The 16,672-nt window shown below is 71.3% G+C and carries 15 protein-coding genes; 4 read left to right on the forward strand and 11 right to left on the reverse strand.

Annotated elements, in window-relative coordinates; all coding sequences use genetic code 11:
- Positions 1-4 precede the first annotated feature (4 nt).
- The 4 genes from BLR21_RS05550 to BLR21_RS05565 are packed head-to-tail and all read right to left on the reverse strand — an operon-like array spanning position 5 to position 3,050.
- Positions 5-577, reverse strand: coding sequence for a nitroreductase family protein (locus BLR21_RS05550; protein WP_090004622.1), 573 nt, complete (start codon positions 575-577; stop codon positions 5-7).
- Positions 544-795, reverse strand: a complete 252-nt coding sequence (locus tag BLR21_RS05555; protein ID WP_090004623.1) for a hypothetical protein — start codon at positions 793-795, stop codon at positions 544-546. Before BLR21_RS05555 ends, BLR21_RS05550 begins: the two co-directional genes overlap by 34 nt.
- Before the next feature lie 7 nt (positions 796-802).
- On the reverse strand, positions 803-1,729 hold the full coding sequence (locus tag BLR21_RS05560; RefSeq protein WP_090004624.1) for a hypothetical protein: 927 nt from the start codon (positions 1,727-1,729) through the stop codon (positions 803-805).
- Positions 1,730-1,760: 31 nt separating this feature from the next.
- Positions 1,761-3,050, reverse strand: a complete 1,290-nt coding sequence (locus BLR21_RS05565; RefSeq protein ID WP_090004625.1) for an ABC1 kinase family protein — start codon at positions 3,048-3,050, stop codon at positions 1,761-1,763.
- Between the two features lie 104 nt (positions 3,051-3,154).
- Between BLR21_RS05565 and BLR21_RS05570 the strand changes: the two genes are divergently transcribed.
- Positions 3,155-3,667: an SRPBCC family protein gene (locus BLR21_RS05570; protein WP_176929492.1), complete on the forward strand. Its 513-nt coding sequence runs from the start codon at positions 3,155-3,157 to the stop codon at positions 3,665-3,667.
- 1 nt (position 3,668) lies between these two features.
- On the opposite strand, the gene BLR21_RS05575 is transcribed toward BLR21_RS05570, so the two are convergent.
- The gene (locus BLR21_RS05575; protein ID WP_090004627.1) at positions 3,669-4,520 is read right to left on the reverse strand and encodes an SRPBCC family protein; all 852 of its coding nucleotides are present in this window, start codon (positions 4,518-4,520) and stop codon (positions 3,669-3,671) included.
- Between the two features lie 152 nt (positions 4,521-4,672).
- On the opposite strand from BLR21_RS05575, the gene BLR21_RS05580 reads away from it, so the two are divergent.
- From BLR21_RS05580 to BLR21_RS05590, 3 genes are all read left to right on the forward strand, one after another.
- Positions 4,673-5,098, forward strand: a complete 426-nt coding sequence (locus BLR21_RS05580) for an ester cyclase (RefSeq protein WP_176929493.1) — start codon at positions 4,673-4,675, stop codon at positions 5,096-5,098.
- A gap of 112 nt (positions 5,099-5,210) precedes the next feature.
- Positions 5,211-5,696 carry a DoxX family protein gene (locus BLR21_RS05585; RefSeq protein WP_090004629.1) on the forward strand — a complete coding sequence of 162 codons (486 nt, stop codon included), beginning with the start codon at positions 5,211-5,213 and terminating at the stop codon, positions 5,694-5,696.
- A 110-nt stretch (positions 5,697-5,806) separates the two neighbouring features.
- The gene (locus BLR21_RS05590; RefSeq protein WP_090004630.1) at positions 5,807-6,412 is read left to right on the forward strand and encodes a winged helix-turn-helix domain-containing protein; all 606 of its coding nucleotides are present in this window, start codon (positions 5,807-5,809) and stop codon (positions 6,410-6,412) included.
- A 10-nt stretch (positions 6,413-6,422) separates the two neighbouring features.
- On the opposite strand, the gene BLR21_RS05595 is transcribed toward BLR21_RS05590, so the two are convergent.
- From BLR21_RS05595 to BLR21_RS05620, 6 genes are all read right to left on the reverse strand, one after another.
- On the reverse strand, positions 6,423-7,166 hold the full coding sequence (locus BLR21_RS05595; protein WP_090004631.1) for an SRPBCC family protein: 744 nt from the start codon (positions 7,164-7,166) through the stop codon (positions 6,423-6,425).
- Between the two features lie 32 nt (positions 7,167-7,198).
- Positions 7,199-7,615 (reverse strand): acyl-CoA thioesterase, encoded by a 417-nt coding sequence (locus BLR21_RS05600; RefSeq protein WP_030475006.1) that lies wholly within the window; start codon positions 7,613-7,615, stop codon positions 7,199-7,201.
- Positions 7,608-13,211 (reverse strand): type I polyketide synthase, encoded by a 5,604-nt coding sequence (locus BLR21_RS05605; protein WP_090004632.1) that lies wholly within the window; start codon positions 13,209-13,211, stop codon positions 7,608-7,610. The genes BLR21_RS05600 and BLR21_RS05605 overlap by 8 nt, the downstream gene beginning before the upstream one ends.
- A complete protein-coding gene (locus BLR21_RS05610; RefSeq protein WP_090004633.1) occupies positions 13,208-14,173 on the reverse strand; it encodes a hypothetical protein in 966 nt (321 codons plus the stop codon). The genes BLR21_RS05605 and BLR21_RS05610 overlap by 4 nt, the downstream gene beginning before the upstream one ends.
- A gap of 114 nt (positions 14,174-14,287) precedes the next feature.
- Entirely contained in the window at positions 14,288-15,784 is a 1,497-nt protein-coding gene (locus BLR21_RS05615) for a phosphatase PAP2 family protein (protein ID WP_090004634.1), read from the reverse strand.
- A 35-nt stretch (positions 15,785-15,819) separates the two neighbouring features.
- A complete protein-coding gene (locus BLR21_RS05620) occupies positions 15,820-16,602 on the reverse strand; it encodes a nuclear transport factor 2 family protein (protein ID WP_218130765.1) in 783 nt (260 codons plus the stop codon).
- Positions 16,603-16,672: the final 70 nt, after the last annotated feature.

Genomic DNA, 16,672 nt, shown 5'->3' on the forward strand with positions numbered 1-16,672 from the left:
TTCCTCAGTATCGTGATTCGGCGGAGGAGCGTCTCTTCCCGGTTGCGAGATCCGCGGGCGAGCCCCAGCGGCCGGAGAACACGATGTCGGACAACGACATTCGCGCGGCCGGACGGACTCGGTCAGGCCGCGCCCACCGCAGCCCGACCACCGTGACGAGGTCGTGCGTGTCCGGTACGGCGAGCGCGGCGCGTACCGTCGCGCGGTCGAACCCTCCGTACTGCCGCACCTGCAGGCCCTCGGCGCGCGCCCTGGCGGTGAGTCCTCCGACCGCCAGGCCGAGCTCGTACTCGGTGCCGCGCATCCTCTTGCCGGCGTCGTCAGTGGTCCGGACGGTCGCCAGGATCAACGCGACGGCGGTGCGCGCCTTGACGCGGTTGTCCTCGGCAAGGGCCGAGGACAACGTCCGGAAGGTCGGGTCCGCGCACCTGCCCAGGACGAACCGCCACGGCTGCCGGTTCCAGGCCGACTCCGCCGAACGGGCCGCCTCGAACAGCCGCACGCACGTCTCGACCGGGATCGCGGGGCCGGACGCGCCGGACATCAGGTCGCCTCGGCGCGCGACGCCCGGTGCCACTCCAGGCACCCGGCGAGTACGAGGAACGCGATGCCGTGGTGCGCCCATCCGGACTCCGCGAGCCACGGCAACACCACGCCGAGCAGTCCTCGCGCGTGCGGCTCGGGTATGTGGAACAGGTAGGTCTGTGCGAGTCGCAGCAGGAGTTCGGCCCAGTACCCGAGCACGACCACCGTGACGACCGTCAGCACCGGGCGGGTGTTCGGCCGCGTCGACATCCCGCCCTCACCAGCCGACGGCCGGGTACCAGATGAGCCCGGCCCGCCCGAGGGACCGCAGGTCCCAGTACAGCAGCGTGAACGTGCCGAAGACGAGGAACGCGACCGCGGTGATCCGCTCGGTGCGGCCCGGCCTGGCCGCCAGCCAGCGCTGCACGCGGCCGCCGGTGCCGTGTGCCAGCACCAGGAACACGACGGCGGCGATCACCAGGTTTCCCAGTGACTGCAGGACGAACGCGGACATCCCGTAGAACACGTTCCCGCTCTCCGCCGCGTGCCGGAACATGATCCGGAACAACGGGAACGGCCGGCCGATGAGCAGCGCGCCGATCAGCACGCCCATCACGACGAGCGGCACGGCCGGGTGGCGCCGGCGGATACGGGCGAACGGGTCGGGCACCAGGCGCAGCGCGGCGAGGCCGAGGTAGACGAACGCGACGCCGATGAGACCGAACACGATCATCGACTGGACCTGTCGCGGGCTGAGCACACCGGCCACGCTCGCGGTGGTCGCGAACTGCGGCATGGAGGTGCCCACGATCGCGACCAGCGCGCCGTAGACGGCCGAGATGCCCACCGCTCCCACGCAGATCCACCACAGCGGGCGCAGCGAGTCCAGCCAGCGCGGTCTGGCCGCACCCCGGTCGCCGACGAGTGGCGTCACGACTCCGAACACCGCAATGTTGCACGCGGTGAACGAGCCGGCCAGCCCGGTCACGAACGCGAAGGCGATGCCCGCCGGCACACCGTCCAGAGGCGTGGCCTTCGCGTCGTGGCCGAGCATCGAGTTCGCGACGGTGTCGCCGATGACCCGGTCGACGAACGGCGCCGACCAGATCACCGTGAGCACGAACCCGGCGAGCGCGCTGAGCACCACCAGCCGTCCGCGTTTCGGGATCGCCGGAGGTTGTGCGTGCAGGAAGGTCGGTTGCATGCTCGCTCCTGTCGAGGAGGGGAAGGGGCCGTCAGGCCTGCTTCCGGGAACCGGTCTTGAGCAGGCCTGACATGACCGCCCTGGTGAGCACGGGGATCGACTCGGCCTGGAAGTCGACCTCTTCGTCGAGCTCGTTGATCCGGCCCTCCAGCACGAGCAGGGCCAGCAACGGGAAGATGAACTCGGGCGCCGCGAACAGCCCGTTGACGCGCTGCAGGTCGAACAGGCGCGTGGCGAACCGGACCAGGCTGAAGTCACGGGCCGCGCGGCCGCTCGACTCCTCGATCAGCGCGACGGTCCCCCGGCGGAACGCGGCGACGTCGGCCCACTCGGCGACGCCCTCCGCGCTCTCCTGGAGGATCTCCGCGCAGTGCCGGCCGTCGCCGCGGGCCATGTGCATGAAGAACTCGGCGAAGAGCCTGCGCACCCTGGGTTCCAGCCGGACCACGAACCCCGCGTCCAGCAGGACGATCCGGCCGTCGCGCCCCAGGTAGAGGTTGCCGGGGTGCATGTCGCAGTGGACCAGGCCGTCGAGGAAGAGCATGCGGTAGACGCAGAACAGCACCCGCCGGGCGAGCTGGGCGCGTTGCGCGGCGGGGGTGGTCTCGGTGGCGAGCGGGGCGAGGCCGTCGACGAACTCCATCACCAGCACGCCTTCCGCGCCGCGCGAGGGCAGCGGACGGGGGATGTGCAGGTACTCCACGTCGGCCAGCACCGTGCGCAGCTCGGCGAGGGCGCGGGCCTCCGCGTCGAAGTCCGCCTGCGCCGCCACCGCGGCACCGATCTGACGCAGTACCGCGACCGCGGGCAGGCCCCGGAACCACGGCAGCCGCGCCATCACCGCGGCACCCGCGCGCATGATCGCGAAGTCCTGCTCGATCAGCCTGCGCACACGGGGTCTGCGCACCTTGAGCGCCACAGGTTGCCCGTCCAGCTCGGCCCGGTAGACGCACGCGATGCTGCCGCTGCGCACGGAGTTCCAGTCGACCGCGAAGGGCAGGGCACCGCCGTACGCCGAGCGCAGCACTTTCCTGGCCGTGCGGACCGGCATGGGCGGCACCCGGTCGTGCAGGTCCGCCAGCACCTCGCACCACCTGACCGGGAGCACGTCGCGCCGCGTGCTCAGCAACTGCGCGCCCTTCACGAAGGCGGGCCCCAGCGCGACCACCAGCCGGCGGGTGCGGCGCCGCACCACCGCGCCCGCCTCCGCACGGCTCACGCACGCGCGCACCACGATCACCGGGCAGGCCAAGGCCAGGTGCCACAGGGAGATCGAGACCACGGTGATCGCTCGCAGGACGAGCTGAACGCTCTGGACCATGCCTACGGTTATAGGACCCCAGGACAGGACAACACTTGTCCCAGCTTGCGCGGATCGCGATTACGTTAGCCTGCAAGGAGAATCATCGACCGGAGGTGCGCCCCGTGGACGTGACCACCCTCGCCGTGACCGTCGAGCTCGAAGTCGACGCCCCCGCCACGGAGGTGTTCGACGCGGTGGCAGATCCGACCCGCGTGCCCGAGTGGAGTCCGGAGTGCGTCCACGTCGCGTGGATCGGCGGCGCCAGGGGTGCCGAACCGGGCGCCCGGTTCCACGCGCGCAACCGGGCCGGCGAGTGGGAGTGGGACGTGACCTGCGAGGTGGTCGAGGTCAGCAGGCCGGAGAGCTTCTCGTGGATCGTCGTCGGGTTCGCGGGAGATCCGTCGCTGCCCTCCTCCACCTGGCGCTACCGGCTCACCGAACGTCCGGGTGGCGGAACGCTGATCACCCAGACGTTCCGCCACGGCCCCGGCGGCAGCCACCTCGTGCACGCGATGGAGGCACAGCCGGAGCACGCGGGCGCGCTCTACGAGTTCCGGCGCACCGTGTTGCTGAACAACGTGACCACCACGATGCGGACGATGGCCACCTCGCTCGGCTGGCTGCCCGCGGACTGAGTCAGCGGTGCCGCCACTGCGGCGCCTCCCAGCGTTCGCCGATCTCCACCATGCGCTGCAGGTTGATCAGCAGGTTCTGCCAGCCGAGCTGGTAGCCGTCGGACGGGCGTCCGTCGACGAAACCGCTGTGGCGCAGGCTGATCCTCGTCCCTTCCCCTGGTTCCTCGTCCAGCTGCCAGCTCACCAGGGTGTCCGGCCAGCCGTCGTTGTGCCAGGTGTAGGCGAGCCGGTGTGGTGCCTCGATGTCGACCACCGTCATCGGGCCGTGGTCCCAGCCGAACTCGTAACGCCCGCCCTCCCACGGTTCCACCACCGACTGTGACGGCAGCCACTTGTCGATCATGGCCGGATCGAGCAATACGGAGAACACGTCATCGGGGCTCGTGCCGACGACGATCGTCGCGAGAGCCGTCTCCTCGCAGGGAACCGTGTAGTCGGGACGCGGCGCGAGAGTCCGTCCCTCGGTGAAGTTGGCGAGGTTGCCGACCGCGATCCCCCAGAAGTCGTTCATGCTCGCCCGGTCGAATCCCCAGAACGGAACCGGCTCGTGCCGCACCGACACCGTCGTGTCACCGCTGACGGTCCCGCGCACCGACAGCTCCACCGCCGTGCTCATCCCCTCCATCTCCCAGTCGAAGCGCAGCTTCCCGCCCGGCTCGGCCGACACGTTCGTCTGCCGGGGTACGTCGCCGAACGGCGTGTGCCTTCCCCAGAACTCGAATCTGCCGTCGTCCAGCCGGACGTCGACGTGCTCGGCGAACCACGTGCGCAGGGACAGCTCGGTCGTCATCGCCCGGTACACCGCGGGCGCGGGCGCGAACACCATCGCCTTCACGAACACCTTGTCTGCCATCGCTGGCACCTCCCGTTGTCAGCTCCATGCTGCGTCGGCCGGCGGTGTCTTCTCGACCGCCGGGGAAGATGCGGCAACCTGCGAGAAGGACCGCGCGCGTCCCCGCCGGTAGACCAGAAGGGGAACACCGCGCGGCAGACGGGAATCCCGCCATGACAACACCTCAGGCCAACGCGCACCTCGCGCGGACGATGTACCGGCACTTCACCGAGAACGACGTGGAGGGCGTGGTCCGGCTCCTCGCCGACGACTACGAGCTCACCGACATGGCGACCGGTGAGTCGATCCGCGGGCACGACGGGTTCCGCGACTGGATGCGCCGCAGCCGCGCCGGGCTGCCGGACGCGGTGGCCGAGGTCATGGCGCTGCACCAGGACGGCGACGTGGTGGTCGCGGAGGTCCGCAACCACGGCACGCACACGGGCACGCTCACCATGCCGGACGGCACGGTGTACCCCGCCACCGGACGCCGCCTCGACGTCCGCGGCTGCGAGGTGCTGCGGTTCCGCGCCGGCCGGATCGTCAGCTGCACGGTGTACTACGACGCCCTGAGCATGGCGCACCAGCTCGGCATCTGACACAGCCGTTGCGGGACAACGGGTCTCATGGGACAAAAAGTTTTGTATTGACAGCTCGATTCGTTCGTGCGACCTTGGGTGCACCGCCGGACACCGCCCCAGGGGGAGCGCCATGAGCATCGCGATCACCACACATTCCTTGCGCGTCACCACTCACGTCACCGAAGCCGCCTCTCGCTGGCTCTCGCGGCACAGCGTCGGGTTGCTGCGCCTGAGCCTGGGCCTCGTGTTCCTCGGCTTCGGCGCGCTGAAGTTCTTCCCCGGGATCAGCCCGGCGGAGCACATCGCGGGGACGACGGTGGAGATGCTGACGCTGGGCCTGGTGCCCGGTCGCGGCGCGGTGGTGCTCGTGGCGCTGATGGAGACCTTCATCGGGCTGTCGCTCATCACCGGCAGGCTGCGCAGGACCGGGCTCGCCGTGCTCGGCGTGGCGTTGACGGGCATCCTCTCGCCGCTGATCCTGATGCCCGCCCAGCTCTTCGAGCACGACACGTTCACGCCCAACCTGACCGGCCAGTACGTGTTGAAGGACATCGTGCTGGTGGCCGCCGCGCTCGTCGTGGCCGGCAAGGCGCTCACCCCTCGCAGCGCCGGCTGAGCCCGACCGAGGGGAGCCGCCGTCATCCCCCCGACGGCGGCTCCCGTGTTTCCACAGCCCGGTTCGTATATAAAGGCGAAGTTGTCCGATCACCCGGTGGGGAGCCGCACGTGCACGAGATCGAAGTCATCCGCGACGCGGGCACGGCACGCATCGCCCTCGACCCGATCCGCCTGCGGCTGCTGGCGGAGCTGGCCACACCGAAGTCGGCCACCACCCTCGAACCCCTGCTCGGCATCCCGCGCCAGAAGATCAACTACCACCTGCGGACGCTCGAGGAGCACGGTCTGATCCAGCTGGTCTCCGAACGCCGGGTCCGCAACACCACCGAGCGCTTCCTGCAGGCGTCCAGCTCGTACGTGATCTCTCCGGACGTGTTCGAGCAGGTCCAGCCCGATCCCCGGCACAGCCACGACCACCGCTCGATCGGGTGGCTGCTGGCCGTGACCGCCCAGCTGATGCGCGACCTGGGCGAGTTGCTGATCGGTTCGCGCCGGGCCGGCCGGAAGGTGGCGACCTTCGCCCTGGACGGCGAGATCCGCTTCGCCTCCGCCGCCGCGCGCACACAGTTCGCCACCGAGCTCTCGGCGGCGGTGACGGCGCTGGCGGCCAAGTACCACGACGAGAACGCGCCCGGCGGTCGTCCGCACCGCATGGTCGTGGCCGTGCACCCGAGCGTCCGCCCGGTGCGGCGCCGCACCCTGCCGTCCGACTGACCGTTGCGGGTCAGGCGAACCGGTCGTCCAGCCACCGTTGCCAGCACGCGGACACGTCCGCGCGCAGTGGCGGATTCCCGTACCGGTACTGGTACACGCTGACGCCGCACAGCTCGACGCCCTCGGCGCTGAACCGGTGCAACCCGCGATCCGACCGCACGCCGAGGTGCCTGCCGGGGTTGAGGAAGTCGACGACGCCCTCGACCGGCTCGCCCCGCGGCGCCGCGACCACGACCCGATCCCCCACGACGACACCCGCGGGCACGCGCAGGGCGGCGAGCAGCCGGTGCCACTCCCCGCCGGACGCCGACCTCGTCATGGCCATCGCAAGCGACGCGGGCAGGCCCGCGAAACACCGCTGGGACACGATCAGGTTGTGCAGGAAGAGGTCCCAGCCCGCGTCCAGCGCGTCGTACTCCTGGTCCCACACCTCGTCGTCGAGAAAACCGTTCTGCACCAACCGGAACACGGTGTGACCGCCCTCGGCGGCCGCGAGCACGAACTCGTAGCAGTACACCGGGTCCTCCGGCGCGCCGAACCCCCCGTACACGAGCCGCTGGGGCGGTTCGGCGTCCAGCACGACCCCCTGCCGCACGCCGGCGGGCCCGAAGTCCGTGCGCACCAGGCCACCCGGCGTCGGATCGATCGCGTGCGGCACGTACCAGGTGGCGAAGCCCGGACCGCTCGAGATCGCCTGCCACACCTGCTCCAGCGGCGCCTCGACCTCGACCTCCTTGACGATTCGCCGAGCCATGCAGCCTCCCACTAGTATGACTAATAGTCATACTAGCCTGAGTAGGCAGCCAGAGCGGAGGCCAGCTCGGCGGGCACCTCGACGGGTGCCACGCCGTCCGCCGTCCGCCGCATGCACGCGACGGTCTGCCCGCCCCGCGCGACCACGGCCCCGCCCCGCCGGAACTCGAAGTCCATCACGATCCTGCTGCCCGCGGCGGCGGACAGGGACATCAGGACGTCGATCTCCTCCAGTGCGAAGCACTCCGCGAAGTAGTCCATCCGGCAGGACACGGTGACCATGGCCAGCTCTCCCGCCGTGAGCCGCCGCAGCACACCGGGCGCGTGGTCGGCCAGGAAGTGCTCGCGGCAATGTCCCTGCCAGCGCAGGTAGTGCGCGAAGTAGACGTTGCCCACAAGGTTCGTCTCGTCCAGCGTCACCACGTGGCGGTGGACGTAGTGCTCAGGCATCGTCGTGCTCCTCACCGAACGCCAGCGCGACCGTCACGTGCCCGACGTCCGTTTCCCTCCTGGCCACGACGACCCGGATCCCGCGCACGACCCCGGACATCAGGCCGTCCTCGGTGACCTCGTCGAACACCACGGGACCGGACGCGCCCAGCCGGGCGAGCGCCTGCCCCGCCGCGGTTGCGGGATCCTCGTCCCCCAGCGACCAGTGCAGACCGGCCGCACGATCGGCGACGAGCGAGTCGCCGGCGCACCACAACCCGATCCGGTGCGCCCAGCCGCATTCGACCATCCGGCGGCTGAGCCAGGGTCCGAGTTGGTCCCACGGCAGCGGACCGGTGAGGTCGTGCTCCCCCACCACCTTCAGCCGCAACCCGGTCCACCGCGCGACCGGCAGGCCGTCCGGCTGCACGAGGTCGACGTCGAACAGAAACTCGTCCGCCGAATGCCACGTCTCGACCGCGTGCACCAGGAGCATGCCCGCCGGCCTGCGCCAGACGTTGAGCTCCTCCACCTCCACCGGCAGCGCGCGCTTGTGCGGCACGCACGGCAGCAACGCGTGGATGGTCGCGTCGTGCGCGGCGGGATCACCAAGCAGCAAACGGGAACCGTGGTACGACGCGAACCACGTGTCCTCGCGCGCGTGCACCCAGGCCGTGACGGCGAACGCGGAAAGCTGGTCGTACCGCACCACCCGCTCGAACCGTCCACTGTGGAACAGGACGGACCCGTAGGCGTGGTGGGGAGGACCGGCGGGCACGGCGTCGACCGCTGCGCGGCGGGCCGGCGGTGGCGCCGACGGCACGAGGCTCGCGCTGAGGTGGTCGGCGCCGAAGCGGTCACCGTCCTGGCGCACGGACAGGTCGACCTGCCGGTCGCGGCACACCAGTGCCGCCACGCGGATGACCCGGTCGGACCGCTCGCCCACGGTCACCGGCCGGTGCAGCCGGAGATCGCGGAACGTCCACGAGCCGCGTGGCCCGGTCGTGAGCGCGGCGGTCTGCGCCATCGCCTCGGCACCGATCACCGCGGGCAGCACCGGCACCCCGGACACCCGGTGCTCGGAGAGGTACGGATCGGTTCCCGTGTTGAGCGTCGCCTCGGCGATCGTCTCCACGCCGGGCACCCAGCTCCGCAACTCCTCCGCGAACCGCAGCCCCGCGGGCGACGGATGGTGTTCCGGCTCGACCCGCAACGTCGCCGTCGGCGGGAAGCGTCCGGTGACGAGCAGGGTGACCGGCGCGCTCGGGTCGGTGAGCGCGTCGAGCATCGCCGTCACGCCCCGTTCCGGTTCGATGAGCGCGAGTCCGAGCCTGCTCAGCTGCGTGGTGACGCGCATCCGGTCGGCCATGCCGACGCCGGACCACGCCGACCACTCGAGCACGTGTGTGCGGCAACGGGGATTGCGCCGCGCCCAGTGCTCCAGTTCGACACGCATCCAGTCGTTCGCCACGCAGTACTCGGACTGCCCGGCGAGGCCCTGCCGGCCGATGATCGACCCGAAGGCGACCACCAGCCGCAACTCCTCCTCCGGCACCACCTCTTCGACCGCCGAGAGCAGTGCCCGCAGGCCGCGCACCTTCGGCGCGACCGTGGCGGCAAGGCCTTCCGCGCCCACCTCGGCGAGCCGGCGCGGCTGGTTGACGCCCGCACCGTGCAGCAGGCCGCGCACCGGGCCGAACCGGGCGGCCTCGCGCACCGCCGCCCGCACGGCCGCCGAGTCGGTCAGGTCGCAGCTGAGGTAGTCGGCGCCGAGCGCCGCCACCTCCGCGGCCACGTCCGGGTCGTCGGCGGGCCGCCTGCCCAGCACGACGAGCTGCGCTCCGGTCTCCGCGGCGAGCGCGGCGGCACAGCGGGCGGTGATCCCGGTGGCGCCGCCGCTCACCAGGCACACATCGCCTGGCCCGAGCGGCAACGCCACCGATCCGGGCGCACCGCTGTGCGGCCGGGTCACCAGGCGTTCGACGACTCCCTCGCGCACGCGGAGTTCCGCGTACCCGGAGGGCGGCGTGACGGAGGCAGCGGCGGCCACGGCTGGCGTGACGGAGGCTGGCGCGGTCGGGGCCGGCGTAACGGAGGCCGGCGTGACGGGGTCAGCGGCGGCCACGACCGGCGTGACCGAAGCCGGCGTGACGGAAGCCGACGTGACAGAGACCGGCGTGACAGAGACCGGCGTGACGGAGGCTGGCGCGGTCGGGGCCGGCGTAACGGAGACCGGCGTGACCGAGGCACCGGCGGCCACAGCCGACGCGCTCTCGCCGGCCGGCCCGTCCAGCACCGTCACGGCGCAGCCGGGCAGCTCGGCCGAGACCGCCCTGCCCACCGCCGCCGCGGCCGGGTGCCCGCTGTGCGTCAGAAGCAACCGCCGCGGCGCGCTCCCGGCGATCTCGCGCAGCAGCCGCGCGATCTCCGCGGTGCCGGCGGTGCCGGGCAGCTCCACCACCATCTCCGCCGGGTCGTAGGCGGCGGAACGCTCCGGCGGGGGCCCGAGCGGCACCCAGTGGTGGCTGAACAGCCCGACCCACGGGCGCACGCCGCTGAGCTCGGCCTGGCCGTCCTGGGCGTCCTCCGGCAGCTCCTCCAGCCGCCGCGCCAGCCCGCCCACGGTGACGCCGTCGAGCGACTCGTCCAGCACGAGCCGCCTGCCGTGCCGCGCGGCGATCTCGCTGACCAGGCGCACCACCTGCAGCGAGTTGACGTGCAGGTCGGACAGCAACATCGTGTCGCCGGTGATCGCCGAGACCGGCAGCTCCAGCTCATCGGCCAGGTACTCGCGCACGGCCGTGAGCAGGTCCGTGCCCGGCGGGGCCGCCACCACCTCGGGAACCTCGACCGGTGCGGCCACCGACGGCCGCAGGCCGTTCTTGGGCAACGACTCGCACGGGTTGGCCAGGAACTCGAGCGGGGTGTCCAGGTCGACCAGCCGATGCGCGCGGTCACCGAACCACGCCTGCGGCCTGGCGGTCCCGGAGGCGAAGAGGGTCGCCGAGGCGAACGCGATGCGCCGTGCGGAACCGCCGCAGTCGAGGCTCACGGTGGGAACTCCCACAGGTGCCGCGAGCGTGGCGAGCATCGTGCCGGGACCGGCCTCCACCAGCAGGTCGCACCGGGTGGCGAGCTCGCGGACGGCTTCCAGGAACCGCACCGGTTCGGTCAGCTGCTCGACTAGCAACGCCGCGATGTCGTCGAACGGGCCGAGCCGCGTGCCGGTCACCGTGGAGAAGACCGGTTTGTCCGGCGCGACCATCGGCACCTCAAGCAGGTGCTCGCGCCACGGCCGGGTCACGGCCGCCATGGCCGAGCTGTGGAAGCCATGCGACACCGGCAGCTTCGCCACGTGGACGCCTGCCGCCGCCGCTCGTACGGCCACGACGTCGAGTGCCGCGACGGGGCCCGCGAGCACCACGGTCTGAGGTCCGTTCTCGGCCGCCAGCACGGCTTCCGTGCTCTCCGCGAGGTCGAGCGCCACCTCCGCCGGTGCCGCCACCGAGATCATCCCGGTGCCGCGGGCACCGTGCTCCGCCATCAACCGGCCACGGCGCGCGGCCAGGTCGAGGACCTGCTCTTCGGTCAGCGCGCCGGCCCAGGCCAGCGCGGTCAGCTCACCGAGGCTGTGCCCGAGCGCCGCGACCGGGTGACACCCGAGGTGCCGCAGCCACGCCAGGCCGGCGAGGGACTGCCACACCACGGCCGGCTGGGCGATCGCGGTGTCCGCGGCCCCGTCCACCAGACCGTCCGGAGTGGACGGTGGGTGCGGCAGCAGGCGGCCCGGCAGGCCGAGCGTGGCCCGCACGGGTGCGGCCTGCCCCGGCAGCAGGAGGCCGACCCGGACGCCCGGACCGCGGCCGATCACCACTCCGGCGGGTTCGTCGAGCAGCAGGTTCGAGTCCCATCCCGGCAACTGCTTGCGCGCGGCCGTGGCGGCGGCGGCGAGTCCGGCGGGGTCGGCGGCCACGAGGACGCAGCGCACGGCGGCACGCGGGTCGTGCCGCGCGGTCAGCGTCGCCGCGAGGTCGTGCAGTTCGGCCTCGCTCATGGCCCCGCACCGTTCGCTCAGCGTGCCGAGCCGGCCGTCGAGATCGGCGAGGTCGTTCGCCGTGATGAGGAACGGTTCCCAGCCGGGCAGCGGCGCCGACCAGTGGCGTGCCGAGTCCGGCAGGGTCGCGACGGGCTCCGGTACCACGAGCCGGCGCGGCACCCGCCTGGTCATCGCGGTGCGTACCCCCGCGTCGAGCACCACGTGGGTGTTGATGCCGCCGAACCCCGCCGAGGACACACCCGCGACCGGGTTGCGGTGCGTCCACGGCTCCGGCTCGTCCGGCAAGCGCAGACCGGCCGCCGGTGCGGCGAGCAGGGGGTGGAGTTCGCGCACCCCGGTCATCGGCGGGATCACGCGGTGCGACACGGCGAGTGCCGCCTTGATCAGCCCCGCGACGCCGGCCGCCGCCTTGGTGTGGCCGATGTTGGCCTTGACGCTGCCGAGCGCGGCGACGGGCGAACTGAAGCCCCGCACCGCCAGCAACGCTTCGAGCTCGACCTGGTCCCCCACCGCCGTGCCCGTGCCGTGGCCCTCGATCAGCCCGGCCGCCGCGGGCAGCAGTCCTGCTCGCGCGTAGGCCCGGCGCAACGCCCTCGTCTGCCCGCCGACGGCCGGCCGGGTGACGCCACCGGCACCGTCGGAGGACATGCCCCAGCCGACGAGGTGCGCGTAGATCCGCAGTCCCTGCGCCTCGGCGTCCTCGGCGCGCATCAGCGCCACGATCCCGCAGCCCTCACCCGGCAGGAACCCGGTGGGCTGCGCGTCGTAGACCCGCATCTCACCGGCGGACAGGGCGCCCACGCGCGCGAACCCGATCAGCTCGAACGGGTCCAGCGAGAGGTCCACACCGCCCGCGAGTGCGAACGACAGCTCGCCGCGGGCCAGTGCCTCGCTCGCCGTGATCACCGCGAGCAGGCTCGACGAGCACGCGCCGTCGACGGTGTAGCCGGCCCCGTGGAAGTCGAAGTGGTTGCACACCCGGCCGGCGATCGTGTTGCTGAGCCCGCCCGCGAGCATCTCGTCGTCGGGCACGGGGAACGGTTCCTTCAGCACGCGTTCGGCGGTGGCGAGGACCCTGGCGGCGGTGTCGCCCGCGATCCCGGACTCCTCCAGCGCGGCGCCGACGACGTGCCGCAGCGACGGCCAGCGCAGCCGCAGCAACGACGCGCGGCTGAACTCGCCCGCCAGCGAGTTGCCGATGAACACCCCGGTGCGGTCGCGGTCGACGCCCACGCCACCGGGAACACCGGCGTCCTCGAGCGCCGCGCGTGCGGTGTCGAGGGCGAGCCAGTGCGTCGGGTCCACCGCGCGGTACAGCGCGCCGGGGACGCGGAACCCCGCCCGGTCGAACGACCAGTTGCGCAGCACGGCCGCCCGGCGCGCGACGGTCTTGTCCACTTCGGACGGTCCACCGCCGTAGTCGGCCAGGTCCAGCCTCTCCGGTGGGATGGCACGGAACGCGCGCCTGCGGCCGAGGACGGTCTGCCACAGCTCCTCGGGGGTCGAGGCGTCCGGGTACCGGCAGGCCATGCCGACGATGGCGATCCTGGGGGTGCTCACCGCCCATCAACGCCCGCGAGCGAGGCCCTTCCCGTCGCGCGTTCGGCCGATGCCGCACGCAGCTCCGCCGTCAGCAGCACGGCGCCACGCAGGATGCAGACGATCACCAGCGCGAAGAAGAAGCCGAACACCACTCCGCCGAGCACGAGCACGCCGTAGGTGAACGCGGTGGCCAGGCCGAACAGCACCTGGTTGCGCTTGCCCTGAGGAGTGCTGCCGGGGTCGGTGATCATGTAGTTGGTGAAGATCACGAAGGCCAGCCCGGTCATCGGCAGCAACGCGGCGAGCAGCGCGTGGTCGAAGATCGCCCACCGCAGCACGGCCTGCGCGGCGAACCCGCCGACCCAGCCCAGGATCAGGGGCAGCTTGCCGGTCAGCTTGGCGTTGATCATCGTGCCCGCGCCGAGGATGGCCAGCGGCAGGATCCAGTCGATGGCACCGGTGGGCTCGTTGGTGAAGTGGTAGGGCGGTGCGATGCCGACCCACGGGAACAGCACCAGCGTGAGCGCGATGCCCGCGTTGGAGGGGTTGAGGAAATGCCGTTTCCGGCCGCGCACGCGCAGCCGCAGCACGTATTTGGTGCTGATGCCGGCGGTCACCGCGAAGATGTAGGGCCACAGCGACGTGTTGCCGTACAACAGCATCGCCACGGCGAGTCCGCCGATGTGGCTCGGCAGCAGGAAGTTGAGCATCTTGAGCCAGCCACCCGCGTAGCCGGGCGTGCGGCCGTGGGCGCGCGCGTCCAGCGTCTCGAGCAGCAGGTCGACGGCGTAGGCCACGAGCACCGTGACGATCGGCGTGATCGGTGACTGCTCGAAACCGAGGACCAGGTGGCCGATGACGTTGAACGCCGTGATCGACATGGCGAAGCGGCGCAACGCCATGAGCCGCCTGTCCGGCGGCCGGGCCGCGAGCCGGTGGCTCGGCGACGGTCGGGTGGTGTCAGCGGGCGTCGTGGTCATCGGGAGGTCACCGTCCGGGGAGTGGGGCTGCAGGGTGGGAAGTGAAGGGCGGCGGCAGGCGCGGCGCGGACGGAAAGTCGCGCCGCGCCTGCCGCCGGGTGGGGCGTCGCGGGGTCAGATGGTCACCGTGGTGCCATCGAACCGGGTGACCGAGAAGCGGTGCCTCTCGTTGAACCACGACTTCTGTTCACGAAGCAGCTCGATCGCCAGACTCTCGCCCAGCTTCGCCGACTGGGCGAAGTCGGACCGCCAGTGAACCCCCGCCATGTTGCGGCCGACTCCGATGTTGGCGGCGAGCTTGTTCAGCTCTCCGCCGACGGTCAGCCGGTCCGCGTCCACGCCGGTGTACGGCACCAGTTCCGTGCCGTTGTCGTTGGCCTGCACCGGATCGGGCAGGATCGCCGTCTCGTCGTGCCAGGCCTTCAGGATCGTCGCGCACGCCCCCGCCGCGGTGGCGTGCCCGGCCGCGTAGGACGGGTGCGTCGGCGAACCCTCGGGGAACGCCTGGGGCAGCAGGTAGGAACCGAACTTGCTGTACACCCGGTCCACCGCGTCCGAGTCGAGCACCTCGGAGTCGAGGAACTCGTACTCCCGCCTGCCCGTGATCCGGTTGTGCACCCTGGCGCAGAACGCCTCGGGACGCAGCCGCCGGTGCACGTACCACTTCTGGAACCAGGCCGCGCGCAGCGCCCGGTTCGCCACCTCGGTCACCAGCGACAGCAGGTGCGGGATGCCGAAGGTGCTGAACCCGAGCTGCGTCTTCGAGTCGACGTACGGGTTTCCCGCGTCCGTCGGCGTGCCCGCGTAGTGCATGATCAGCGCTGCGTTGATGAACGCCTGCGCCGGCGTGGGGCCCGCGTCGTAGTGCACCCAGTGCGTCAGGTCCCTCGGCGTGGCGAGGTACCGGCGGTGGACCTGGTCGCGTTCGGACACCGCCAGTGACCGGTTCCACCCGTTCTGCAGCCGCAGGTACGTCTCGAACGTGGTGGCGTAGTCATGGTTGGGCCGCACCGTGTCCTGGCGCTGCTCGGTCCGGTAGGTGCCGAACTGGACGGGCTGGTACAAGAACTGGGAGAGGAACGGACCCGCGTGGTCCCCCGGCGTGTCGCCGCGGAACACGAAGTCCGGCTCCACCCGGCCGTCGCGCTTGGCCGCGCGGTAGTCCGACAACCTGCTCAGGTCGCCGGCCGCCGCCGCGACCAGGCCGTCGTCCGCGAACCTGGTGAACGGAACGTCCCTGCACAGCGCCATCCAGTACAGCTCGGCCGCTTCCGCGGACAGCTCGGCCGAGTCCATCCTCGGCGCGGGCGGAATCGTCATCGCGTGACTCGGCGGGCCGACGGCGTCGACCGCGAGCCCAGCCTGCGGGTTCGTCAGCGGCCGCCCCTCGGCGAGGGGGATGCGGTCTATCTCGTCGGGGTTCTCGCTGAGGAGAGCCCGGAGGTACTGCCGGTAGACGACCGGGTCGACCTCACCGAACTCGTTGTGCGACAACCCCTTGCTGTAGCTGCCGAGGTAGTCCGGGTAGAGGTTCTCCTCGCCGTTGCTCACGTGCATGACCGGCAGCGCGTCCGCATCGGACTTGGTCGGCCGATCGACAGGTGGGCTCATGTTCTCGTCCTATCTGGCCGCTCGCGCGAACGGTCCTAGTCGCGCGGAGCAGTGCCACCGTCGGTCTGACCGTCGACGACGACGCGGCCCAGACCGTTCTCGACCACGACGCGGGCACCGGGGATGACCCGGCCGTTGTCGTCGATCGGCTGGCCGCCCAGGTTCACGCGGAAGCGCGGGCCGGCCTCGGACATGTGCCAGTGGCGCCACTTCCAGCCGTCGGCCGTCTTCACCGCGAGCGCGCTGGAGTACAGCGGCTGGTGCTCCTTGTGGTCGGCGCGCGTGATGACGACGTCGCCCTCCTCGTTGACCAGGCCGAGCGTCGGCGTCGCGATCGCCTGCGTCGCGAAGATCGTCTTGATCTGGCTGTCGGTGCTCGTGGGGAACAGCGTCGACAGGTACGTCCGCATGTTCTCCCGGCCCGTGATCTTCAGCGGGCGACCGTTCACCGCCACCAGTTCGTACGTCGTGAACTCGTCGGCGATGGTGTTGAGAATGTAGTCGATGTCGCCTCGCGAATAGGCCACCTGCAAGTCGGCCAGGAATCCGCGAATCTCGAGCTCGGCGTTGGCGTCCGACTCGAAAACTTCACCCTCGCCCGAACCACCGGAGGAACCGAGGAGGCCTCGCGCGAATTCGCTCAGCTGCCTGCCGAAATCCTGGATCTCAGTCACAATCAACTCTCCGATCAATAGCGTCGCCAGCCGACCGACCGTAGCGACGGACTGCTCTTCCTCGGTGTCCGTTGTAGTCAACCGCGGACCGCGGTGACTTCTCCTCTGTTGCTCTGAACTCATTCCAGCAGCCTTGCCGGACAAGTCCATCTTCTGCCTTGCTGGATTTCGCCGAGTTTCCCCGCAAGGGATGAGAAGGACTCCGAGCTGATCA

Source organism: Lentzea albidocapillata subsp. violacea, assembly GCF_900100275.1.
Classification (GTDB): Bacteria; Actinomycetota; Actinomycetes; order Mycobacteriales; family Pseudonocardiaceae; genus Lentzea; species Lentzea violacea.

Excerpts from the sequence above, each read along its gene's own strand:
- BLR21_RS05555 (WP_090004623.1), bottom strand. The coding sequence starts at position 795 with ATGTCGACGCGGCCGAACACCCGCCCGGTGCTGACGGTCGTCACGGTG.
- BLR21_RS05560 (WP_090004624.1), bottom strand. The coding sequence starts at position 1,729 with ATGCAACCGACCTTCCTGCACGCACAACCTCCGGCGATCCCGAAACGC.
- BLR21_RS05565 (WP_090004625.1), bottom strand. The coding sequence starts at position 3,050 with ATGGTCCAGAGCGTTCAGCTCGTCCTGCGAGCGATCACCGTGGTCTCG.
- BLR21_RS05575 (WP_090004627.1), bottom strand. The coding sequence starts at position 4,520 with ATGGCAGACAAGGTGTTCGTGAAGGCGATGGTGTTCGCGCCCGCGCCC.
- BLR21_RS05580 (WP_176929493.1), top strand. The coding sequence starts at position 4,673 with ATGACAACACCTCAGGCCAACGCGCACCTCGCGCGGACGATGTACCGG.
- BLR21_RS05585 (WP_090004629.1), top strand. The coding sequence starts at position 5,211 with ATGAGCATCGCGATCACCACACATTCCTTGCGCGTCACCACTCACGTC.
- BLR21_RS05595 (WP_090004631.1), bottom strand. The coding sequence starts at position 7,166 with ATGGCTCGGCGAATCGTCAAGGAGGTCGAGGTCGAGGCGCCGCTGGAG.
- BLR21_RS05600 (WP_030475006.1), bottom strand. The coding sequence starts at position 7,615 with ATGCCTGAGCACTACGTCCACCGCCACGTGGTGACGCTGGACGAGACG.
- BLR21_RS05610 (WP_090004633.1), bottom strand. The coding sequence starts at position 14,173 with ATGACCACGACGCCCGCTGACACCACCCGACCGTCGCCGAGCCACCGG.
- BLR21_RS05615 (WP_090004634.1), bottom strand. The coding sequence starts at position 15,784 with ATGAGCCCACCTGTCGATCGGCCGACCAAGTCCGATGCGGACGCGCTG.